This is a genomic window from Lysinibacillus sp. KCTC 33748 (genome assembly GCF_002237755.1).
Taxonomy (GTDB): Bacteria; Bacillota; Bacilli; order Bacillales_A; family Planococcaceae; genus Lysinibacillus.
In genome coordinates, this window is sequence record NZ_MWSJ01000001.1 from 266,206 (window position 1) to 289,404 (window position 23,199).

General features: G+C 34.5%; 21 protein-coding genes. All 21 read left to right on the forward strand.

The features are described from left to right. Window positions 1-60: 60 nt before the first annotated feature. The 21 genes from B1B04_RS01155 to fliS all read left to right on the forward strand — a co-directional run bounded on the left by B1B04_RS01155 (window position 61) and on the right by fliS (window position 23,012). Complete coding sequence (locus B1B04_RS01155; RefSeq protein ID WP_079559501.1) at window positions 61-1,725, forward strand: glycosyltransferase; 1,665 nt, start codon at window positions 61-63, stop codon at window positions 1,723-1,725. 23 nt (window positions 1,726-1,748) lie between these two features. Further along, window positions 1,749-2,771: a GDP-mannose 4,6-dehydratase gene (gene gmd / locus B1B04_RS01160; RefSeq protein WP_079559502.1), complete on the forward strand. Its 1,023-nt coding sequence runs from the start codon at window positions 1,749-1,751 to the stop codon at window positions 2,769-2,771. A gap of 108 nt (window positions 2,772-2,879) precedes the next feature. Beyond that, window positions 2,880-3,824: a GDP-L-fucose synthase family protein gene (locus B1B04_RS01165; RefSeq protein ID WP_079559503.1), complete on the forward strand. Its 945-nt coding sequence runs from the start codon at window positions 2,880-2,882 to the stop codon at window positions 3,822-3,824. Further along, complete coding sequence (locus B1B04_RS01170; protein ID WP_079559504.1) at window positions 3,821-4,912, forward strand: glycosyltransferase family 2 protein; 1,092 nt, start codon at window positions 3,821-3,823, stop codon at window positions 4,910-4,912. The genes B1B04_RS01165 and B1B04_RS01170 overlap by 4 nt, the downstream gene beginning before the upstream one ends. A 414-nt stretch (window positions 4,913-5,326) precedes the next feature. Continuing rightward, window positions 5,327-6,796, forward strand: coding sequence for a glycosyltransferase family 61 protein (locus B1B04_RS01175; protein WP_079559505.1), 1,470 nt, complete (start codon window positions 5,327-5,329; stop codon window positions 6,794-6,796). Further along, window positions 6,793-7,980 (forward strand): glycosyltransferase, encoded by a 1,188-nt coding sequence (locus tag B1B04_RS01180; RefSeq protein ID WP_079559506.1) that lies wholly within the window; start codon window positions 6,793-6,795, stop codon window positions 7,978-7,980. Before B1B04_RS01175 ends, B1B04_RS01180 begins: the two co-directional genes overlap by 4 nt. Window positions 7,981-7,998: 18 nt before the next feature. Further along, window positions 7,999-9,354: a sugar phosphate nucleotidyltransferase gene (locus B1B04_RS01185; RefSeq protein ID WP_079559507.1), complete on the forward strand. Its 1,356-nt coding sequence runs from the start codon at window positions 7,999-8,001 to the stop codon at window positions 9,352-9,354. A gap of 141 nt (window positions 9,355-9,495) precedes the next feature. After that, window positions 9,496-10,032 carry a UDP-4-amino-4,6-dideoxy-N-acetyl-beta-L-altrosamine N-acetyltransferase gene (gene pseH / locus B1B04_RS01190; RefSeq protein WP_079559508.1) on the forward strand — a complete coding sequence of 179 codons (537 nt, stop codon included), beginning with the start codon at window positions 9,496-9,498 and terminating at the stop codon, window positions 10,030-10,032. A 25-nt stretch (window positions 10,033-10,057) separates the two neighbouring features. After that, complete coding sequence (locus tag B1B04_RS01195) at window positions 10,058-10,282, forward strand: acyl carrier protein (protein WP_079559509.1); 225 nt, start codon at window positions 10,058-10,060, stop codon at window positions 10,280-10,282. A gap of 1 nt (window position 10,283) precedes the next feature. Then, on the forward strand, window positions 10,284-11,531 hold the full coding sequence (locus tag B1B04_RS01200) for an ANL family adenylate-forming protein (protein ID WP_079559510.1): 1,248 nt from the start codon (window positions 10,284-10,286) through the stop codon (window positions 11,529-11,531). Next, window positions 11,528-12,253, forward strand: a complete 726-nt coding sequence (locus B1B04_RS01205) for an SDR family NAD(P)-dependent oxidoreductase (RefSeq protein WP_079559511.1) — start codon at window positions 11,528-11,530, stop codon at window positions 12,251-12,253. Before B1B04_RS01200 ends, B1B04_RS01205 begins: the two co-directional genes overlap by 4 nt. Window positions 12,254-12,287: 34 nt before the next feature. Beyond that, window positions 12,288-13,013: a cytidylyltransferase domain-containing protein gene (locus tag B1B04_RS01210; RefSeq protein WP_079559512.1), complete on the forward strand. Its 726-nt coding sequence runs from the start codon at window positions 12,288-12,290 to the stop codon at window positions 13,011-13,013. Then, window positions 13,010-13,978, forward strand: coding sequence for a UDP-2,4-diacetamido-2,4,6-trideoxy-beta-L-altropyranose hydrolase (gene pseG, locus B1B04_RS01215; RefSeq protein ID WP_079559513.1), 969 nt, complete (start codon window positions 13,010-13,012; stop codon window positions 13,976-13,978). The genes B1B04_RS01210 and pseG overlap by 4 nt, the downstream gene beginning before the upstream one ends. Further along, window positions 13,975-15,021: a pseudaminic acid synthase gene (gene pseI, locus B1B04_RS01220; protein ID WP_079559514.1), complete on the forward strand. Its 1,047-nt coding sequence runs from the start codon at window positions 13,975-13,977 to the stop codon at window positions 15,019-15,021. Before pseG ends, pseI begins: the two co-directional genes overlap by 4 nt. Continuing rightward, window positions 15,018-16,160, forward strand: coding sequence for a UDP-4-amino-4,6-dideoxy-N-acetyl-beta-L-altrosamine transaminase (pseC, locus tag B1B04_RS01225; RefSeq protein ID WP_079559515.1), 1,143 nt, complete (start codon window positions 15,018-15,020; stop codon window positions 16,158-16,160). Before pseI ends, pseC begins: the two co-directional genes overlap by 4 nt. 59 nt (window positions 16,161-16,219) lie before the next feature. After that, window positions 16,220-17,434 carry a glucose-6-phosphate isomerase gene (locus B1B04_RS01230; RefSeq protein ID WP_079559516.1) on the forward strand — a complete coding sequence of 405 codons (1,215 nt, stop codon included), beginning with the start codon at window positions 16,220-16,222 and terminating at the stop codon, window positions 17,432-17,434. Window positions 17,435-17,471: 37 nt separating this feature from the next. Further along, on the forward strand, window positions 17,472-19,124 hold the full coding sequence (locus B1B04_RS01235) for a phospho-sugar mutase (protein ID WP_079559808.1): 1,653 nt from the start codon (window positions 17,472-17,474) through the stop codon (window positions 19,122-19,124). A gap of 266 nt (window positions 19,125-19,390) precedes the next feature. Next, a complete protein-coding gene (locus B1B04_RS01240) occupies window positions 19,391-19,678 on the forward strand; it encodes a flagellar protein FlaG (protein ID WP_481817166.1) in 288 nt (95 codons plus the stop codon). Window positions 19,679-19,700: 22 nt separating this feature from the next. Then, on the forward strand, window positions 19,701-22,007 hold the full coding sequence (fliD, locus tag B1B04_RS01245) for a flagellar filament capping protein FliD (RefSeq protein WP_079559518.1): 2,307 nt from the start codon (window positions 19,701-19,703) through the stop codon (window positions 22,005-22,007). A gap of 25 nt (window positions 22,008-22,032) precedes the next feature. Next, window positions 22,033-22,392, forward strand: coding sequence for a flagellar protein FliT (gene fliT, locus B1B04_RS01250; RefSeq protein WP_079559519.1), 360 nt, complete (start codon window positions 22,033-22,035; stop codon window positions 22,390-22,392). A 209-nt stretch (window positions 22,393-22,601) separates the two neighbouring features. Continuing rightward, window positions 22,602-23,012, forward strand: a complete 411-nt coding sequence (fliS, locus tag B1B04_RS01255; protein ID WP_079559520.1) for a flagellar export chaperone FliS — start codon at window positions 22,602-22,604, stop codon at window positions 23,010-23,012. The last annotated feature ends 187 nt before the right edge of the window (window positions 23,013-23,199 follow it).

Below are 23,199 nucleotides of genomic sequence, written 5' to 3' on the forward strand. Positions count from 1 at the left end.
GAGTATTTAGAATACAGAATACCCTAGGTAAAAAATATAATAAAAATTAGTGGTGGAAAAGTGAAAATTATACATTTTACAAGTGGTAATATCACAGGTGGGGCTGCGAGAGGAGCTTATTTTCTCCATAAATCATTAAAAGAGCAGAGAATAGATTCTCGCTTTTTTGTTGTAGATAGTTTATTTGATGATGAATTTGAAGACATAGAGTATTTATTGACGAGTGTAGAGGGAAAATTAGAACGATATCGTAATAGAAAGCTTGAGCAATTTGTATTAAGTGAATATCCGCAAAAGAATGGTTTTTTTAGTTTAGGTAAGGGAGTTTTTGACGAGAAAATAATTGAACTCTCTCAAGAAGCAGATATTATTCACTTGCATTGGATTAATGATCAAATGTTGAGTTTAGAGACTTTATCTAAAATTAATAAACCTATTGTTTGGACTTTCAGAGATATGTGGCCATTCACAGGAGGATGTCATTATTCTAATGGTTGTGAGAGGTATAAAGTTAATTGTGGTTCATGTAAACTACTTAATAGTTACGTTAAGCATGATGTTACAAATTGGACTTACCTTAGGAAATTAGAAAATTATCATAATGTACATCCTGTGGCAATCAGTCGCTGGTTAGCTGAGTGTGCAAATTCGAGTAGTTTATTAAATGACAAGAAGGTGCATGTAATACCGAACAGCATTGATTCAAATGTATTTACGGCATTTAATAAAGTATCTATTCGCCAAAAGAAAGGCCTACCATTAGATAAAAAAATAATAGCCTTTGGAGCTATTAATGCATATGGGGATGAAAGAAAAGGATTTAAATTATTAATTGATGCATTGCAGTTATTGAAAAATAAAAAAGACTATCATTTGATTACATTCGGTGGCGATGGCTCAGAGGCATTAAAAGAAGTAGGCATTTCTTATACTGATTTTGGTATTGTAAATGATAATTATATTTTATCTCAAATATATTCTGCCGCTCATGTTTTTGTTGCTCCTTCTATTGAAGAAGCATTTGGAAAAACAATCGTAGAATCTATGTCATGTGGAACACCAGTAGTCGCTTTCAATGCGACAGGTCCTGCTGATATTATTAAACATGGAGAAACAGGTTACTTATCTCATGTGTATAAAGCAGACGATATGGCTAAAGGAATAGATTTTATTGCACATCATCCAGACTATGAGCTTTTATCAGAGAAGTCACGTCAAGAAGTAGTACTGAATTATCGTCCAAAAAAAATGGCTAATCTGTATAAACAATTGTATCAAGAGGTAATTCAAATACCATTAAGTAAGAAAAAAGAAAAATCTATAGTAGATGAAGGTAAGAAAATCTTTGATATTCAAATGTATACCAAAGGGTTTCAAAAATCCGTTGAAGCTCAATGGAACGAACAGAGTAAATGGTATGTTTTTGATAATAAGAGAAATCAAGTGTTATCAAAAATTGATGGTAGGAAAGTAGCTATTTACGGTACAGGGGAATTTGGTAAAGAAGTATTAACTATATTAAGATTCTATAATATTCCAGTTGATGTGTTTATAGATAGTAATAAAGCCTTACAGGGTAAAATTGTAGAATCTTATCGTATTAATTCTCTAGAGGAATGTAAGGATTATTTCGTTTTTATTGCTTCAACATGGTATACAGAAATTGAACATGTGCTTTGTGAAAATGGATTTACACTTAAGGATTATGTCATTTGTATGAAATAAATAAAGTTAGAGGTAAACTGTTTATGAAAAAAGCTTTGATTACTGGGATTACAGGTCAAGATGGTGCCTATCTAACGAAACACCTTCTAGATAAAGGATATGAGGTTCATGGTTTAGTCCGCCGTACCTCGATTGAACGCTTTGATCGGATAGAAGAGTTTTTAAAGGATGACCGATTAACTCTACATTATGGCGATATGACGGATTCTTCCAATATAATCCGTTTAATGTCCGAAATTAGACCGGATGAGGTATATAATTTAGCAGCGATGAGTCATGTACATGTTTCTTTTGATACCCCGGAATACACAGCCAATGCTGATGGTATCGGAACATTACGCTTACTAGAAGCTATTCGCATTTTAGGACTTGAACAAAAAACTAGAGTATATCAAGCTTCAACTAGTGAATTGTATGGAAAAGTCCAGGAAACGCCACAGTCTGAGACAACATCTTTTTATCCTCGAAGTCCATATGCCGCTGCAAAAATGTATGCATACTGGATTACAGTGAATTATCGTGAGGCATACAATATTTTTGCATGTAACGGAATTTTATTTAATCATGAATCACCATTACGTGGGGAGACATTTGTGACAAGGAAAATTACGATGGCTGTTGCGAATATTAAGAATGGTAATCAGGATTGCTTATATTTAGGTAACCTTGATGCCAAACGTGATTGGGGATTTGCAGGAGATTTTGTTGAAGCTATGTGGCTGATACTACAGCAAGAAAAACCAGAAGACTTCGTTATAGCAACAGGCGAGACTAGGACTGTTCGTGAGTTTGTAGAGTGTGCATTTAGTGAAGCAGGTATTGAACTTAAATGGCAAGGAACTGGTATTAATGAGAGGGGAATCAATCGTGCAACAGGTCAAGTGATTGTAGCAGTTGATCCTCAATTTTTCCGTCCAACTGAAGTAGAATTATTACTTGGAAATCCGGCAAAGGCAAAAGAAAAACTTGGTTGGGAACGTAAGACTTCTTTCCAACAATTAGTTCAAATGATGGTTCAAGAAGATTTGAAAAGAATAGAAAACTAAATCGAAGCGATGAAGGCGGAAATAATAGCTACCTTTGTCGCTTTTTAATGTAGTTTGATGGTAGTTTGCCGATAATAATAATAGATTGAAATAAAAGGTGAGTATGAAATGGATAAACAATCAAAAATATACGTAGCCGGCCATAGGGGATTAGTTGGCTCTGCAATAGTTCGAAATCTAAATACTGCTGGGTATTCAAATATTATAACTAGAACAAGCAAAGGATTAGATTTACGTAAGCAGGTAGAAGTAGAGGCATTCTTTGAAGAGGAACAACCAGAGTATGTATTTTTAGCCGCTGCGAAAGTCGGTGGAATTTTAGCAAACTCAACATACCCAGGGCAATTTTTATATGATAATTTAATGATTCAAATGAACGTTATTGAAGCAGCACGTCAATCTGAGGTGAAAAAGCTTCTATTTTTAGGAAGTACATGTATTTATCCGAAAATGGCACCGCAGCCGTTAAAAGAGGAATATTTACTAACAGGTGGTTTAGAATCTACTAACGAGGCATATGCAATAGCTAAAATTGCAGGTATTAAAATGTGTAATGCTTATAACAAAGAATATGGAACAAATTTTATTAGTGTGATGCCAACCAATTTATATGGACCAAATGATAATTTTGATTTGCAAAGTTCACATGTATTACCTGCACTTATAAGGAAAATCCATGAAGCAAAGGTGAATAAGAAATCGACAGTTTCTGTTTGGGGATCGGGTAGGCCACTCCGTGAGTTTTTGCATGCGGATGATTTAGCTGATGCTTGTGTTTATTTAATGAAACATTGCGATGCTGAGCAGATTGGGGAATTTATTAATATTGGTACGGGAAAAGAAATATCTATAGAGCAATTAGCATTATTATTATGTGAAGCTATTGGCTATGAAGGCAAGCTAGTATTTGATATTAGTAAGCCGGATGGCACACCGAGAAAGTTAACAGATGTATCTAAATTACATAATCTTGGTTGGAAACATTCAATAAAATTGAAGGAAGGAGTTCAAGATGCATATAATTGGTATCTTGATAATGCCATAAAGCCATGAATAAAGGACCGAAAATTAGTATAATAACAGCTTGTTATAATGCAAAAAATACTATTGAGCAAACGATTCAAAGTGTACTAGGGCAAACGTATGAAAATATTGAGTATATTATTGTTGATGGAGCCTCTACTGATGGAACGATGGAGATTGTGGAGAAGTACCAGGATAAAATAGATATAATAGTCTCAGAGTCGGATAAAGGGGTATATGATGCGTTTAATAAGGGTGTAGGGTTAGCGACAGGTGATTTTATAAACTTTATGAATGCTGACGATTACTTTTCAACAAACGCTATTATTGAGGAAATCGGATTATACTTATTTAATCATTCAAATGTAATGTTGCTACATGGGAATGTAAAAGCTATTGATGAAATTACAGGACATTGGCATTATAGAGGGCAAAGCTTGTCACTAAGGGATTTTGAAAAAGGACAGATGTGTCCACATCAATCTGTATTTACTCGTAGGGAACTTTTTAATGAGTTTGAAGGATTTAATATAGCATATAGAATTTTAGCGGATGTTGATTTTACAATAAAGACTTTTAAAAAGTATGAAAAGTATATTGAATATGTTCCAATTGAAGTGGCGCATTTTAGATTAGGCGGCCTAAGTAGTTCCCTTCAACATGAGAAAGACATGCATTATGAGAATGCGATAATTCATTTCAATCACTTTGGTAATATACCGGATTATGTAAAGTTTAATTTGGAAAACTTTGAAACTAATCATATCAATAGTACTTATAGGCAGTGGTTGGAAAGTTTTTTAATTGGTAAAAATGATCAGTTAAATATAAGTAATTTTAAAATCGCGATATTTGGTACAAAGAAAAATGCTACATATCTTTATCATGATTTGAAAGGACGAGGGGGCGAAGTAGTATGCTTTCTCGACAATGATGACAAAATGCATAATCAGCTATTACATGATATACGGATTCAATCACCTAGTATTTTGAATGAAGAAGATATAGATATGATTGTAGTTTCAATTGAAAGGTACGGAGCATCACAAATAGTCAAAAAACAATTGCAACAAAGATTTAAACATTTAAAAGTTTGCACTTGGCATGAACTTGTTTGATAAAAATAGTAGATAAGAATCTTTCAAGAGCAAATATATTATCATAAAGTGGTTATGGCATTTAATTTTTGTTATGAACAGCACAGAAGTATATTCAAATAATTGCAACTTTATTCATACATTAAGTCGCTTGACATCGAATTTCTATCGATATGATTTAGGCTTATGAAGCAGAACAGAGAGTTTAGCTAGCAGGGGAGCCTATCATATCTCCCCTTCCGCGTAAAGCGTGATTATGCAGGGATTATTCAAACCCTACATTGCCTTTTATAGCATTTGCTAATTGCCACATAACCAGTAATGATAAAAATATTTTAGTGGGAGTTTGTAAGGGGTTTTATAAAATCAAAATACAATACCACTACAACAATTTATAATAAAATAATTTGTGTGAGATTAGGGATGTGATGGAATATGCTTTTTTGGGAGAAAGTAAATAATAAAAAGGTTATTTTATTTGGTACAGGCTCATCTGCTAACAAGATTACGAGCTTATTAAAAAGATTAAATGTGGGTGTGAATTTTTATACAGATAATAATTCAAGTAAATGGAACACTTATTTTGAAGGTATACAAGTAATATCTCCAGATAAAATTGATAAAGAGAAGCATATTGTTATTATAGCGAGTATGTACCAAACTGAAATTGCATCCCAGTTAGATAGTATGGGGTTATTAGAGCATCAAGATTACTTATATCCAGGTAATATTATAAAATCAAATTGGAATTACCTTTACATTTTTGAAGGTGGAAAAACACCTAAAAAAGGTAATATGTTCTTTCTTGATGATTACATAAAGCAGTATAGTGGAAAGATAGATATTAAATATATGATTAAAAATCAGCAAATGAAGGATTTTATATTACCAAAATCTTCTTTTCGAAATCAGTACCCTAGCTTTATATTTCCACAGCAACCAAGACCAAGTGGGGATGTATTTTTGTTAACTATAGAGAACGGATTTACATATGGTCTCAATGGGGCAACGTTTGATGATGAAGGTAATATGATCTATGAGTTATCAACAAATAGTATATTGAATATGAATATTTGGGATGCTCGACGTGTGAAACAGTACGATTTTGAGAGGATGAAGAATCCTAATCCAATTGTTATAAAGCTAGATGGTAAAGTTGGGGTTACAACAACAAAATGGAGCGGCAATAATTATTATCATTGGATGGTCGAGGAGTTACCACGTTTCAAGTTATTAAAAGATAGTGGGATTGAATTAGATTATTATTTAAGTAACTATCAAGGTTATAAGTACCAAGATGAATCATTGCGGTTATTAGGAATAGATATAAAAAAAATAGTGAATTCAAGTGAAAATTATGCTATTCAAGGCAACCAGTTGATTGTTCCTTATAGTCCAGCGTTTGATTCTGGGTATGTAGCTACTTGGATCTGTGACTTTTTAAGAGAAGGTTTTTTAAATAAAAATATGCTGGGTAAAAACGATTTGAATAAATTGTATGTAACGCGTGGTAAAACGGGGAATAGAAAAATAGTAAATGAAGATTTACTAATTGAGATGTTAAAACATCAGGGCTTTATCATATGCAACATGGAAGATTATGGTGTGAAGGAACAGGCACAGCTATTTCATAATGCAGATGTAATTGTCTCTGCGCATGGGGCAGCATTAACTAATCTAGTATATTGTAGGGAGGGTATGAAATTATTGGAAATATTTAATCCGATCTATGTACCTACAATGTATTGGGCTTTGTGTAGTCAAGTAGGTATTGATTATTACTTTTCCTTAGGTGAGCGAACAGATTGGGAATGTAATGAGACCAAAACAGAAATATTGATTACTAAAGATGTTGTTGTAAATTTAGAAGAGGTTGCACGCTTTTTAAGCGAAAATAATTTATGAATAGAGATAAGGGTGAGTTTGTGTACATTTCAGCAGTAATACCTGCTTATAATGCAGAAAAGTTTATCGGTCGAGCAATAAAGAGTATTATTAAGCAGTCCTGTACTGTAAAGGAAATTATTGTTATAGATGATGGGAGTGAAGATAAAACAGTAGAAATTGTACACGAATTATCACAAACATATCCATTGATAAAATTGCATACACAAAAAAATGCTGGAGCTTCGTCAGCAAGAAATAGTGGTATTCATGAGGCTACTGGTGATTGGATATTATTTTTAGATGCTGATGATGAATGTTCAGAAGATCTAGTTGAATCTTATCTAGCTAAAATAAATGAAGCTACAGAAGATAGTTCAGCAATTTATACTGCTTATTATCAAATTAACGAACATTCTCAAGTTATTTCTTCGCAACTGAACGGTAAGCGCTTAAGTGCGATAGAAGGCTTTTGCGCTATTTTGATAAGAAATCCTATAATTTCGCCTTCTGGTGTGTTAGTGAATAAAAAGCGTTTACATGAATTACATGGATTTAATACGCACATTAAGTATGTAGAAGATGTTGACTTATGGGTACGTCTCTTAGACAAGGATTATTCAATTGAATATATTGATAGACCTCTTTCTTTCATTCGACGCCATTCAAATAATACAACCTCCAGTATGAGTACTTCCCATAATGCAGAGAAGTTAATAATGGATCAATATGGTTTGGATTATATTAAAGAAAAAATCTATAAACGAAGTTATACAATGGAGAAAAACAGTTTAGATTTTGCTTTATTTTTAATTCGGTATAAGCAGTGGAAGCAATGTGAAGAACTGTTAGAAAATACTCGTGTTTTAGAAGGTTCATCGCACTTTATGACCTATTGTTTCTTGAAATCTATTGTTTATATTGAAGAAAAACGATTTGATGAGGCGTTAGTTGAATATGTAAAAATACTTGCTGCAGATGTAACCCACGGGGCAGCATTGAATAATTTAGGTGTTATTTATATGATGAATGGCAATAAAGAAAAAGCGATTACTAATATAGAACAAGCTATGTTTCTATTTCCTGGCTATTTAGATGCTCAGCATAATATGACGCTAATAGAAAATAGTGAAAAAGATAAATCACTTTTTAGATTTACTTTGCGTGAGTTAAGACCAGTATTACTATCATATAGTACAGATTAAAGAAATGTGGTGAAAATAGTGAAGTTAATTCTACTTTCAGGTGGATCTGGTACAAGATTATGGCCACTATCTAATGACTCACGTGCAAAGCAGTTCCTTAAAGTATTACATAACGAGCAAACTGGTGAAGTAGAGTCGATGGTGCAACGTGTGTATCGTCAATTGTCAGAGATTGTTGCTGTGGAAGACATGATTGTGGCAACGAATGCTGGACAAGTAGATATGTTACGCAATCAGTTAGGTGATATTCCAATTGTCGTAGAGCCGGAAAGACGTGATACATTTCCAGCAATCGCACTAGCATGTACGTATCTTAATTCAGCTTTAGGGATGAAGGAAGATGAGGTCGTTGGAGTAGTTTCAGTGGATGCCTTTGTAGATGTTGCTTTTTACCAACAGGTGAAGAAACTTGAAAAGCTTGTTATGGCAACCGATTCTGAGATTGGTTTATTAGGGATAAAACCTACATATCCTTCCTCTAAATATGGCTATTTAATACCTAAGCAATTTACTGAATACATGCAAGTAGCCCGTTTTGTTGAAAAACCGTCTGAAGAAGCTGCAGAAGTGTTAATTGGTGAAGGTGCTTATTGGAATAGTGGTGTATTTGCTTTCCCTTTAAAGTTACTATTAAATAAACTTAGCAAAGATGGATTTTCAAATTCATATGAAGAATTACTAGAGCAATTTTCAAGATTACCGAAAAATAGCTTTGATTATGAAGTAGTAGAAAATCTAACTAACATAACTGCTTTAACCTATGATGGTTATTGGAAAGACCTGGGTACATGGAATACATTAACGGAAGAGATGTCACAACAGGTTATTGGGAATGGTGGATTAAGTGAGGATAGCTACAATACGCATATCGTTAATGAGCTTGATCTACCTGTTAAAGTACTTGGGATTTCCAATGCAGTAGTTGCTGTTAGCGCTGACGGTATTTTAGTAACAGATAAGCCAGCAAGTTCGCGAATGAAAGATATGTTACATGAGGGGTTATTTTCAAGACCGATGTATGAGGAACGCCGTTGGGGTTGGTATCGAGTGCTTGATGTTACGAGAAAAGATGGGCGCGAGATTTTAACGAAAAGACTTTGTGTTGAGTCAGGGAAAAACTTAAGTTATCAATATCATAACTATCGATCTGAAGTGTGGACTATTATTTCAGGAGATGCGATTTTTATTCTAGATGATGAAGTAAAGATGGTTTTACCTGGAGATGTATTAAGTATTCCACTAGGTTCGAAGCATTGTCTTTACGCATTGACGGATACAGAGCTGATTGAAGTACAGATGGGTGACCTTATAGTAGAAGAAGATATTGTGAGACTTGAAAAAGATTGGTCTGCGATAATGGAATCCATTTGTTAATAAAAGCAAAAATAGAAAAACGACTTTCAATCATCTGAAAGTCGTTTTTTCTGTTATGCTAAGGATATTGAAAAATCGTTAAATTTACCGATAAAATTACTATAAATATATGTGGAAACCGAATATTTACGGAGGTTCTAAATGATTCGCTTTATTAAGCTTAGAGAAGAGCATCTTGAACAAGTTCTGGAATGGAGAACACAGGAAGATGTCACTAAATTCATGAACACGGATATTGAAAAAGATATGGATAAACAGAGAGAGTGGTTTAGAAGTATTTCAAATTCAAAAACCGATGCTTATTGGATTATTGAAATAAAGGAAAAGCCAATAGGCGTAATTTCTTTAAATAATATAGATTTTGTGAATAAAAGAACGAGCTGGGGCTTTTATATAGGAGAAGAAAAGTATCGCTTATATGGAGGGATTATACCTCCATACTTTTATAATTATATATTTTCAAAGTTCGAATTTCATAAAATCACTGCAGAAGTGATGGAAGGGAATAACAATGTTATTAAGTTGAATTTAATGCATGGTTATAGAATGGTTGGCGTATATAAAGATCATATTTTAAAAAATGGTTCGTACTCTGATTTGAATTTATTGGAGCTTCTAAAAGAAGATTGGCTAAAGCTAAATAAATACCAAAAGTATGTATGTGAATTTGGAGAGTAAAAACTTAGAATTGGAGAATAAATAAATGGATAAATTATTATTAATTATTAATGAAATGCGAGAAGAAGCAGGATTTGAATCAATTGAATCTTTAGAAGCTTCTATGGATTTAAGAGAAGATTTACAACTAGACTCTTTAATGTTAGCGGAATTAACAGTACGAATTGAAGATGAATTTGGTGTAGACATTTTCGAAGACGGCATCGTTCAAACAATTGGTGAAATCATTGCTAAAATCGAAGGCGTATAATATGGAGAAAGTTTTTTTAGTACATAATGATATTGCTTATAGTTATCAGAAATTGCTATTGGATTTGAATAACAAGGAATATGAAATACCTTATTTATATGTGAAGGATAATCACCCCTACGATGTTTTCTTAGGTATTGTTCACAGTCTGCTTTTTGACTATCCAATTGAAGTGTTAGATGGAGATTTTTCTGAAAAAGAGATAAGTGAATTAGGTATTGATGTAAATGCGTTAACATTGAAGTCAAAACTAAAAGAACACCTCAATCTTCAGAAGTTAGATGAAGTCATGCAACGAGTGAAAGATATAGAAAACTGGCAATTAACTCTATATACATCAGGTACAACAGGGCGTCCTAAAAAGATGAGTCATACTTTCCAAACACTTACAAGAAACGTAAAAATCCATAAGAAGTTTGAAAATGATATTTGGGCTTTTGCCTATAATCCTACTCATATGGCTGGATTGCAAGTGTTTTTTCAAGCATTTCTCAATCAAAACACATTAATTTATATGTTTGGTGAGTCAATGAAGAAGATACCAGCATTAATTGAGGAATATCAGATAACTCATATTTCATCTACGGCAACTTTTTATAGAAATGTACTTCCTTATGTACAAGGAAATACGTTTTATATGGTCAAAAGAGTGACATTTGGTGGAGAAAAGTTTGATTTACTTTTAGAAGAGAAGTTAAAAGCTGTTTTTTCAAATGCTAAGATGATTAATATATATGCATCGACTGAGGCAGGTAGTTTATTTACAGCACAAAGAGATACTTTTGAAATTAAGCTGGAGCATCAACAGTGGGTGAAAATTACAGCACAACAGGAATTATGTATACATCATTCTTTACTTGGACATTCAAAGTCTCTATCACTGGATAGTGAATGGTTTCACACTGGAGATCTTGTTGAATTGGTTGATGAAACACATTTTAAGTTCCAATCACGTCAGTCGGATATGGTTAATGTAGGAGGCTACAAAGTGAATCCGCTCGAAGTAGAGAATATACTAATGCAAGTTCCAGGTGTTATCGATATTCTAGTGAAGTCTAAAAATAATAGTGTTACGGGTGAGTTACTTGTCGCAGACGTTATCAAAAATCAGGAAATGGATGAAAAAGAGTTGAAAAAAGAAATAAAACAATATGCATCTATACATTTACAAGAGTGGAAAGTTCCACGCATTATTAAGTTTGTAGATGAACTTCCTAGTACAAGAACGGGAAAGAAGGTCAGAAAATGAAATGGATTATTGTGTCTGGTGATTCAAGAGGAGTCGGCAGGGAAATTGTTCATCAAATACTAGCTAAAACAGAATTTGGTGTTATTGGTATTAGCCGTTCAAGTGAAGATGCTGCGGGCGAACTGTTAGCAAAATACCCAGACCGATTCAAACCACTCTCATATGATTTAACAGATGTGGATGGTATAAAGCAATTATATATGGAGGAGATCCGTAAAATAGGATCAATATACGGACTCGTAAATAATTCAGCTATGGCATATGACGACATTGTCTCTAACCTTAATGTTCAACAATTGCAGACAATGTTCCAAGTGAATGTATTTGCAGCTATGCACCTATCGAAGTATGCAATTAGAGATATGTTATTGCATAAAACGCAGGGCTCTATCGTGCATATATCCTCTATCAGTGCTCATACGGGATATAAAGGGTTGAGCATGTATGCAGCATCTAAGGGAGCGATGGAAGCATTTTCTAAAAATACTGCTAGAGAATGGGGTAGCAAAGGAATCCGTTCTAACTGTGTTGTACCAGGTTTTATGGAAACAAGTATGAGTACAGCATTGACAGAAGACCAAAAAGCACGTATTTACCAAAGAACATCTTTGAAAAAGGAAACGGATATATCAAGTGTAGCGAGTACAGTACTTTTCTTACTTTCTGATCAAGCCAAGTCGATTACGGGTACAGTTGTTCATGTTGACAATGGAACAATATAATAGAAAATTTCTATGTAATGTAGGGTGTGATTATTTGAAAACAATAGTTATTATTCAAGCAAGAATGGGGTCATCTCGCCTACCTGGAAAAGTTTTGAAAGAACTTGGCGATGTAGATGTACTTACATATGATATAGAACGGTGTCGAGCAATTAAAGGAGTTAGTGAAGTAGTAGTTGCGACTAGTCATTTACCACAGGATGATGCAATTGCAAAATGGTGTGAAATTCATAAGGTATCTTATTTCCGTGGTTCTGAAGATGATGTACTGGATCGATATGTGCAATGTTCTAAAATTTATAAACCTGATTATGTTATGCGTGTTACATCAGATTGTCCCTTTCTTGATTATGAAATGGCAAGTGAGATTGTTTCACTAATGGAAAAGGAGCAGAAAGACATAGTATTAATGAATGGAGAGCTTTCTCGTGGATTAGCGGTTGAACTCGTTTCCTATGATGCACTATTACGTATATATGAGAGGGGGACTGAATCTCGCCATCGTGAGCATGTCACTTATTATGCATATGAATTTCCTAAGGAATTCAATGCAGTTACATATAATGTGCCTCCAAACCGTATAGCTCCTGAGTTACGTCTAACGTTAGATACTGTGGAAGATTATAAATTGGTTTCGACAGTAGCGAAGCATTTTAATAACACCCTTGTATCAAGTTTAGAAGTTATTCGTTATTTAAAAGCAACACCTCAGGTTGCTAGATTAAATGCACATATTGAACAAAAACCGGTGATTAAATGAAAAAAATAATTATTCGTACTGACGCATCAGTAGAAATTGGAAGCGGTCATGTTATGCGTTGTTTAACAATTGCTCATAATTTAAGGCAGAAAGGTTGCCATGTTCAATTTTGGATGGAGCCACATGCGGGCAATTTGATAGATTATGTTTCACAACAAGGATATGAAACTATTGTTAATGCTGAACAGGCTAATCTCTATATTATTGATCATTACGGGATTGATATGGAATGGGAACAAAATATTCGATTTTATACTAAAAAGCTAGTAGTGATTGATGATTTGGCAAGAGAGCATGATTGTGATGTATTACTAGATCAAAATGTTGTACCAAACTTTAAGGACCGTTATGATGATCTTGTACCAAAGCATTGTATCAAATTACTGGGTCCAAAGTATTTAATTATGCGTGAGGAGTTTATTGAAGCTCGTCAGCAAATTCGACAGAGCAATCAAAATATTCAGCGACTTCTTGTATTTATGGGGGGAACTGATCCAACCAATGAAACAACGAAAATATTGACTGCACTAGAAAAATTGAGTTTTACCCATGTGGATGTTGTTGTAGGTAAAGGAAATGCACATAAAGAAAAAATTGAGCAAATTTGTCGTGAACGAAATTACCATTATCATTGTCAAATTTCTTATATGGCACAGCTTATGCAGCAAGCGGATTTTTCCATTGGTACAGGTGGAAGTTCAATGTGGGAGCGCTGCTATGTTGGACTCCCATCTTCAAGTACTATAGTTGCTGAAAATCAGCTCATTACAACTAACTATGCAGATCAACTTGGGGCAGTCATTAATTTAGGATGGTATGAAGATGTCACAGTAGATAAGTATAAGCATATGTTAAATGGGTTGGGCGATATAGATGTGGAGCGACATGAAAAAATTGGTTTACAATTAACTGCCACACCACAACCAAATGCTTGGTTATCACACATAATGGAGTTGTTAGCATGATTAAAATTGGACATAAAGAAATTGGCAAGCATGCAAAGCCTTTTATTATTGCAGAAATGTCTGGCAATCATAATCAATCATTAGAAAGAGCTTTGCATTTAGTAGATTTAGCAGCTGAAGCTGGAGTGGATGCGTTAAAGCTACAAACGTATACACCTGATACAATTACATTGGATGTTCACACGGGTGAGTTTTTTATTCAAGACGATGCGAACCTTTGGAAAGGGAATTCCCTATATAATTTGTATAAAGAAGCATACACCCCTTGGGAATGGCATGAGGCAATTTTTAATCGTGCAAAAGAACATGGATTACTAGCTTTCAGTTCACCTTTTGCCGAAACAGCTGTCGATTTTTTAGAAACTTTGAATGTACCTGCTTATAAGATTGCATCCTTTGAAAATGTTGATATTCCATTAATTCGAAAAGTTGCTCGCACTGGTAAACCAATTATTATTTCTACTGGTATGGCAACAGCAGCAGAGCTTGATGAAACGGTTCGAGCTGCGAGAGCTGAAGGGAATCATCAAATTGTATTATTAAAATGTACAAGTACATACCCTGCTACATCTGCAAACTCTAATTTAGCCACTATACCTCATATGCGAGAGTTGTTTGGTACTGAAATTGGTTTATCAGACCATACGATTGGTGTTGGTGTATCGGTTGCTGCAGTAACTCTTGGAGCAACTGTTATTGAGAAACACTTTACTACCTCTCGTTCCGATGGTGGAGTAGATTCAACATTTTCTATGGAGCCACAGGAGTTAAAAATGCTTGTAGAGGAAACTGAACGAGCGTGGCAAAGCTTAGGGCAAATTCAATATGGTCCAACAGAAGCTGAAAAGAACTCAACTAAATTCCGACGTTCATTATATATAGGGGAAGACTTAAAAGCAGGCGGCGTTTTAACAGAAGAAAATCTTCGAAATGTTCGACCAGGTTTGGGGCTGCCAACAAAATACTATGATTTAGTACTTGGAAAGACTGTTAAGCAAGATGTGAAAAAGGGAACACCTTTAAGTTGGGAGTTATTACTTTGAAAAAACTCAATCAATTTCTTTCCTACGGTCGGCAATCAATAGATGAAGACGATATACAAATTGTTATAGAAACATTACGCTCACCTTTTTTAACACAGGGCCCAAAAATTCAACAGTTTGAACAGGCAATTGCCAATTATGTTGGTACTCAATATGCAGTTGCTTTTTGCAATGGAACTGCAGCACTTCACGCAGCCTGTTATGCGGCAGGGATTGGTGTTGGTGATGAAGTTATTACATCACCAATTACTTTCGTAGCCAGTGCTAATTGTGTGCGCTATATGGAGGGAACTGTTGTTTTTGCAGATATTGACGCAAGTACTTACAACATTAATCCTGAAGAGATAAGAAAAAAGATAACACCAAATACAAAGGCAATTATCCCAGTTGATTTTACAGGTCAACCAGCAGAGATGGATGCTATCATGGATATTGCACGTGAACATAACCTAGTTGTCATCGAAGACGGTGCTCATTCTCTTGGTGCTGAATATAAAGGGGGAAAAGTTGGTACACAGGCAGATATGACAATGTTTAGTTTCCATCCTGTTAAGCCAATTACGACAGCTGAAGGCGGTATTATAGTAACGAATAATGAGGAATATTATCGTAAATTACAACTATTCCGTAGTCATGGTATTGAGCAAACTGACTTTTCTGCTGAACAAGGTGGCTGGTATTATGAAATGACTGACCTTGGCTATAATTATAGAATGCCTGATTTACAAGCCGCACTTGGTTTATCTCAAATTACTAAAATCGATACGTTTATCCAGCAACGTCGTGAAATTGCAGCATTTTATACGGAGGCATTTCAAGATATAGAAGGAATTATCGTTCCACAGCAGCTAGAGGGAACTAATTCTGGCTGGCATTTGTATATGCTTCAGCTTGATGGAATATCTCGTAAGTTTGTGTTTGAACAAATGAGATCTTTGAATATAGGAGTTCATGTACATTATATTCCTGTCTATTGGCACCCATATTATAAGGAACTAGGTTATGAACGTGGAATATGTCCAATTGCAGAAAAGTGGTATGAAAAAGCATTGACATTACCAATTCATCCAAATATGACTATAGAAGATTTATCAATAATCGTGTCTAATATTAAAGAATTATTAAAACAACCGAAATAAGTAGTACAACACACAGCTTGCTCTAATAAGAGTGAGCTGTTTTAACAGGAGTTGACGACATGATTAATTTTAAGTCACTAACTGATCTTCCTAAAATGAAAATCTCAGAAAATCCAAGCATGCAGCATTATAATCCTGTTACTATGCAAGAGCTTTTTACGATTCAAAATGTTGCAAACCAGATAAATTCAAAAGCACAAATTTTTCTAGTTATTGGTGTCGGTGGTTCTTTTCTTGGTGCACGTGCGGTGATTGATGCGCTAACTCCTTATTTCCAAACTAATAACAGTGTCGAAATTTTATATGCTGGAAATAATATGAGTGGTGCCTATTTAAAGCAGCTATTGTCTTATTTAGATACGAAGGATGTTTATGTCAATGTTATTTCAAAGTCTGGTTCAACGATGGAGCCAGCCCTTGCCTTTCGAGTTGTGAAAAAATATATGGAGCGACGATATAGTAAGGAGACGCGTAAAAGAATAATTGTTACAACTGATTCGGAAAAAGGAATTTTAAGGAAAATAACTCTTGAAGAAGGATATCGTCAATTTATCGTTCCGACTGAAGTAGGAGGACGTTATTCAGTTTTTACGCCAGTAGGTTTACTACCAATAGCTGTTGCTGGTATTGATATAGAAGCATTTGTACGTGGTGGAAGACAAGCAGAATTAGATTTTTCTAGTGATTCGAACAGCGCTGTCGATTATGCGTATAATCGTTATGCATTATATAAACAGGGTTACTCCGTTGAATTACTTGCTTCGTTTGAGCCGAGACTCAATAAATTACATGAATGGTGGAAGCAGTTATTTGGAGAAAGTGAAGGTAAAGAGAACAAAGGATTGTATCCTTCAACTGTGAACTATTCGACAGATTTACACGCTATTGGGCAGTTTATTCAAGAGGGAAGTCGCATAATGTTTGAAACACTTATTCACTTTGATAATATCGAAGAAGATATTGAAATCCCTTTTGCTGCTGAAAATATAGATGGTCTGAATTATTTAGCAGGTAGATCTATGAATGATATAAATGCAACATCAAAAGACGGGGTAGCCCTCGCACATGAAGAAGGTGGCGTCCCTGTTATTCGTATAGAATTGCCAAAATTAGATGCATATCATGTTGGATATTTGATGATGTTCTTTATGAAAGCATGTGTTATTAGTGCTAACTTACTTGAGGTGAATCCATTTGATCAGCCTGGTGTAGAAGCATATAAAAAGAAAATGTTAGAGTTGTTAAAGGAAGATGTGGTGAAGGTTCGTGCATAAAGAGTTTTATGAGTTATGGCGACGAAAAGCAAATAGTATGTATCAAGATGAACTGCTAGAAATTGCTGATAATAAACAAGCGATTGAAGATCATTTCTATCAATTAGTTCCTTTCGGTACAGGAGGAATGAGGGGAAAACTAGGAGCTGGCACAAATCGTATCAATATTCATACCATTCGTCTAGTAGCTGAAGGATTAGCTCGTCAAATTGAATGTCAGGGAGAAGCGGCGAAAAAAAGTGGCGTCGTTATTGCGTATGATACACGACATTTTTCACAGGAGTTTGCTTATGAAACAGCAGGAGTTTTGGCTGCGCATGGTATACAAACCTATGTTTTTAGTGAAAGTAGACCAACTCCTGAATTAAGTTTTGCTATTCGATATTTAGCGGCTTATGCCGGTGTAGTTATTACAGCAAGTCATAATCCTAAAGAATACAATGGTTTTAAAGTATATGGACAAGATGGAGCACAGTTAACACCTCAATTTGCCGATGAAGTCTCTGAACATATGAAAAGTGTAGAAGATATTTTTAAAATTCATTCCCTCACAAAAGATGAATTATTTACATCGGGTTATTGCATTGAGATGCTAGAAAAATTGGATGATGCGTATAATGCAGCTCTAAAAACACTTGTTCATGCTAATGGTAAAAAGGATATAAACATAGTCTTTACTCCTTTGCATGGTACAGGTCTTGTGCCAACAAAGCGTGCTTTAACAGAGGCAGGTTTTACAAATGTCTATATTGTAAATGAACAAGCTATTCAAGATGGTGATTTCCCAACAGTAAATTATCCAAATCCTGAAGAAGCACCCGCTTTTGAAATAGGGATAGCACTTGGTAAGAAAGTTGGAGCGGAATTAATTCTTGCGACAGACCCTGATGCAGACCGCTTAGGTGTAGCAATTTCTATTAAGGATGAATATCAATTATTAACAGGTAACCAGCTTGGAGCCCTATTATTAAATTATATACTTACTAAAAGGAAGCTTGAAGGTTCTTTACCGAGAAATGGTGTCATGTTAAAAACAATTGTGACATCGGAGTTAGGAACAGCTATTGCTGAAAGTTTTAATATCAAAACTATTAACACTCTTACAGGATTTAAATTTATAGCAGAGAAAATTGCTGAATTTGAATCAACAGGTGAGTATTCATTTTTATTTGGATATGAAGAAAGCTATGGATATCTAGCAGGAAGCTTTGTTAGAGATAAAGACGCAGTACAAATTGCCCTTTTAACTGCGGAAATGGCTGCCTATTACGCTGAACATGATTTAACACTATTAGGTGTACTAAATTCACTTTATAAACAGTATGGGTACTATCAAGAAAAATTACTATCTTTTACATATGATGGGGTAGAAGGACAAAAACTCATAACCCATATTATGGAGTATTTAAGGAATAGTAAGTTAACTGAGATGGCTGGTATCAAAGTTAGAGAAGTAGAGGATTATAAAAGTGGTTTTATATACTTGGCTAATGAGGAAAAGCAGACATTATCATTACCTCCAACAGATGTATTAAAGTATATTCTGGATGATGGATCATGGATTTGTGTTCGACCTTCGGGGACAGAACCAAAATGTAAAGTTTATATAAGCGTAAAAAAAGACAATAAAGCAGAGGCAGATGAAACTCTAGCTAACATTGAAGATTTTATGCGTAAAATAATTAAATAATTTTTTTATAAAATTTTAACCTCTTGAATTAATTTCCAGCAAAAATTCAGGAGGCTTTTTTTATTTTCAACAAGGCTCTAGCTGATTGTTTGTCAAAAAACGTGAAACAATAGAAAATCCTTCCGATAATAATGTTAAGAAATGAAAAGTTTAGGAGGTTGAATTATATGCGTATTGCATCGCAAGGACAGTCAGTTGACATGACTACTGAACCAATCAATACAAAAGCAATGAATGTGCAGGAAAATATGACGCCTAATGTTTCAATGGAAACAATCTCTAAACCATTAGAAGAAAAAGCAACTTCTACCGGGGAAGAACAAGAAGTTTCAAAAAATAAACTGCAACAGGTAGTTGATGTTGTAAATGAATTTTTAGAAATCAATAACAGTTCTTCGAAATTTATTTATCACGAGGGTTTGGAACGTTATTATGTAACGATTGTAAATCGTGATACCGAAGAAGTAGTAAAGGAAATTCCACCCAAAAAATTATTAGATGCTTTCTATGAAATGCAGAAAATGGTGGGAATGATAGTAGACGAAAAAATTTAAGTGAATTTAGGAGGATGTAAATATGGTTTCAAGAATTGGCGGATTAGCCTCAGGGATGGATATAGATAGTATCGTAGCAAAACTTATGTCGGCAGAACGCGCACCTTTATACAAATTACAGCAGCAAAAAACAAAATATGAATGGCAACGAGATGCTTATCGAAGTGTAAACACAAAAATAGATACATTTAGTAAATATATGTTTGATAATTTTATAATGTCTAGTAACTTTGTAAAAAAATCTACTACAATATCTGGTGCTAATGCAGATAAAGTATCCATTACTGCTGGTTCAGGTGCTTCAAGTTCTTTAAATATTCAAGGAGTTCAATCACTTGCTACTGCGGCAACAACAGGTGCCAAAACAGCAGAACAGACAACTTATAGAAATGCGGTAGGAACAGATAGACTAGCAAGTATTGATAGCAATCTTTCTGTGCCGACTACAGTTAATTTTACAATTGATGGTGTAAATCAAAACATAAATATTGATTCCACAACTACTGTCTCAGGATTAGTACAACAATTAAAAGATGCTGGTTTCGAGAAAGCAAGTTATGATGAAAAAACAGGGAAATTTTCACTAGGTTCTTTTGAAGGTAAAAAAGTAGAGGTAGCAGATGCAGATAGTGCTGCATTTTTGAGAGACCAGTTAGGTTTTTCAACATCTTATACTTCATCTGAAATTAAAATAAAAGATCCAAATGATGGAACTAAAGAAATATTAGCTAAATCGTCTACCACTTTAGGCGAGTTGGGTATTAACGGATCTAGTTTAACCTTCTCTATCGGTGGTGAATCACCTAAAACGGTAAGTATTGATCCTAACAAGACTATAGGAGATTTAGTAAAGGATTTAAACGCAGAGGGCTTAGATGCTTCATTTGATACAAAAACAGGTAAATTAAATATCAAAGCAAAAGATGGGAAAACGCTACAATTTGATGATGGAAATCAAACAGACTTAGGTAAACTTGGTGTAGCACAAACTGTAGGTGCTTCCTCAAAAGCTTTTTCTCAAGTAGAGATTGCTACACATGGTGGAACTTCAGAGACACCTACATCAAGTACCTCACTACAACATTTAGGTCTATTAAATGATGGGAAATTTAAAATAAGTGCTGTTCAAGCTGATGGCAAAATGAAAGATACTATTATTGAATTTAAAGCAACAGATACAGTTGATTCTCTTATCAAACGAATTAATGCATCTGGGGCAGGAGTAACAGCATTATTTTCTAATGGACAAATGTCTATTTCAGCTAATAATACTGGAACAAATAATGAGAATGTAGATGCTGATATTCAATTGAAAAGTGTGAAAACGGTGAATGAAGATCAATCTGAAAGCATTGATAATTCCGGCTTTGAGCTATTCAATAAACTTGGATTTGTTAGTAGTCCCCCATCAGGAGAAGCAACGGTTAACTTATCTGGAAAAGGAACAAATGCTAAATATAAAATTAATGATTTGGAAATGGAAAGTCAATCCAACACAATAAATATCCAAGGTTATTCTATTAAGCTGAATGGTACATTTAATACTGATTACAACCCTGCTACACAAGGCGTTTCAGTGTCAGCTTCCAATGACATTGATTCTATGATGACGAAAATTAAGGAGTTTGTAACTACTTACAATGGTCTAGTAAACGATTTAAATGGCTCTTTAAAAGAAACTAAATATCGTGACTATGCTCCGTTAACAAGTGAGCAAAGGGAAAAAATGTCTGAAAGTGAAATTAAGTTATGGGAAGAGAAAGCAAGGAGCGGTTTATTAAGAAATGATCAAATTTTAAGAGATGGTTTATCTAAAATGCGTATGAACTTTACGGGAGCAATAGGTGGATTAAGCGATAGTACAATTGACTCGTTATCAGAAATTGGGATAACAACGTCCTCTAAAGTTAGTGATGGTGGTACATTAGAAATTAATGAGACTAAATTACGTGCGGCATTAGAAAAAAATCCAGATCAAGTAGCGCAAATATTTACGCAGACGGGAAAGGCAAAAGATACTATCATTGATCCTGTTACTGGACAATCAAAAACTGTTGATTCACGTGGAATTGCACAACGTTTAAGAGATTCAATTGACGACTTCAAATTGAAAATTGAGAATAAAGCTGGCCGTTCAACAATGACAGATCACCAATACAATATAGGTAAAAGTATGATTGACCTAGATACTCGTATTGATAGAATGCAACAACGCTTAGTAAGTGTAGAACAACGTTATTGGAAACAATTTACAGCTATGGAGACAGCAATCAATAAAGCAAACCAGCAATCTGGTATGTTCATGCAAGGTTCTGGAGGAGGCTTCTAAATTAGAGGCAAGGTAGGAGATTGATATGCAACTAATAGAACAACTATTGCAAGTGTCAGCTAATTTATTTAAACTTTTGGGCGACATTCCAAAAGGTGAAGAGCGCGATGAATATATTGATAATATCAATAGGATGTTAGACAAGCGTGGAAAAATAATTGAAGATTTGGTTCAAGAAGGCTTTCAATTCGACGAACAGAATCGTATTCATCGAACGTTACTTGAATTAGATAATGGGATCAAAGAACGATTGGCAGCTGTCATGGGCGCTGTAAAGCAGGATATGGCAAACCTACAAAAAACAAAGAAAAGTGAAGGGCAATACTTCGATCCATACTCAAATGTTCGAGTGATGGATGGTATGTATTATGACAAAAAGAATTAATATTGTATCTTTATTCAGCGTGGCGGACACCGCCAGCTAAATGGAAGATAAAGCTCGGCAGATGTCATTGATTTTAAAAGGAGTGAATTGTGATCACACAATTCACAATCCAGATGTATTTCCGTCGAGGAGTAATTGAGCAATTAGCTTTTCTTTACAAAATGGTTTAAACTAGTAAATAAGTAACCTTTCAAAGGAGTTGTCCTTTATTGGCAGCAAATTTAACAGCACAAAATGCGTACAAACAAAATAGTGTTACCACTGCTTCCCCTGGTGAATTGACGTTAATGCTTTATAATGGTTGTTTAAAGTTCCTTCATAAAGCAAAACACGCTATTCAAGAAAAAAATATCCAAGAAAAAAATACGAATCTTCAAAAGGCTCAGGCGATTATTAGCGAGTTGATGGCAACATTGAATATGGATATCGAGATGTCAAAAAATATGTTAGCTCTTTATGAATATATAAATCGCCGCTTAGTCGAGGCAAACATTAAAAATGAAATTGCTATTATTGAAGAAGTTGAGGGATTAGTAACGGAATTCCGTGATACATGGAAGGAAGTTATTCGCATTAATCGACAGCAGCAATTCGGTCAGGGAAACGCTGGACAAATTTAGACAACATTAGAGGCCATCAATTCATGATGGTCTCTTTTCTTTTCGAGAAAAGCGAGACACGGCATTTACAGAATCATACAAAAGCGGAACGTTTTATTAGTAATAAAATAGGTCTTTACTCAGTAAAATATGTTACTTATTCCCTCTGGATGTAAAACATGCACCGTGCCATAATCAAGCTAAATAG

Bases quoted from the DNA above. Each gene is read 5' to 3' on its own strand.
- gmd (WP_079559502.1), top strand. From the start codon at position 1,749: ATGAAAAAAGCTTTGATTACTGGGATTACAGGTCAAGATGGTGCCTAT.
- B1B04_RS01165 (WP_079559503.1), top strand. From the start codon at position 2,880: ATGGATAAACAATCAAAAATATACGTAGCCGGCCATAGGGGATTAGTT.
- B1B04_RS01170 (WP_079559504.1), top strand. From the start codon at position 3,821: ATGAATAAAGGACCGAAAATTAGTATAATAACAGCTTGTTATAATGCA.
- B1B04_RS01175 (WP_079559505.1), top strand. From the start codon at position 5,327: ATGCTTTTTTGGGAGAAAGTAAATAATAAAAAGGTTATTTTATTTGGT.
- B1B04_RS01180 (WP_079559506.1), top strand. From the start codon at position 6,793: ATGAATAGAGATAAGGGTGAGTTTGTGTACATTTCAGCAGTAATACCT.
- pseH (WP_079559508.1), top strand. From the start codon at position 9,496: ATGATTCGCTTTATTAAGCTTAGAGAAGAGCATCTTGAACAAGTTCTG.
- B1B04_RS01195 (WP_079559509.1), top strand. From the start codon at position 10,058: ATGGATAAATTATTATTAATTATTAATGAAATGCGAGAAGAAGCAGGA.
- B1B04_RS01200 (WP_079559510.1), top strand. From the start codon at position 10,284: ATGGAGAAAGTTTTTTTAGTACATAATGATATTGCTTATAGTTATCAG.
- B1B04_RS01205 (WP_079559511.1), top strand. From the start codon at position 11,528: ATGAAATGGATTATTGTGTCTGGTGATTCAAGAGGAGTCGGCAGGGAA.
- pseG (WP_079559513.1), top strand. From the start codon at position 13,010: ATGAAAAAAATAATTATTCGTACTGACGCATCAGTAGAAATTGGAAGC.
- pseI (WP_079559514.1), top strand. From the start codon at position 13,975: ATGATTAAAATTGGACATAAAGAAATTGGCAAGCATGCAAAGCCTTTT.
- B1B04_RS01230 (WP_079559516.1), top strand. From the start codon at position 16,220: ATGATTAATTTTAAGTCACTAACTGATCTTCCTAAAATGAAAATCTCA.
- B1B04_RS01235 (WP_079559808.1), top strand. From the start codon at position 17,472: ATGTATCAAGATGAACTGCTAGAAATTGCTGATAATAAACAAGCGATT.
- B1B04_RS01240 (WP_481817166.1), top strand. From the start codon at position 19,391: ATGGAAACAATCTCTAAACCATTAGAAGAAAAAGCAACTTCTACCGGG.
- fliD (WP_079559518.1), top strand. From the start codon at position 19,701: ATGGTTTCAAGAATTGGCGGATTAGCCTCAGGGATGGATATAGATAGT.
- fliT (WP_079559519.1), top strand. From the start codon at position 22,033: ATGCAACTAATAGAACAACTATTGCAAGTGTCAGCTAATTTATTTAAA.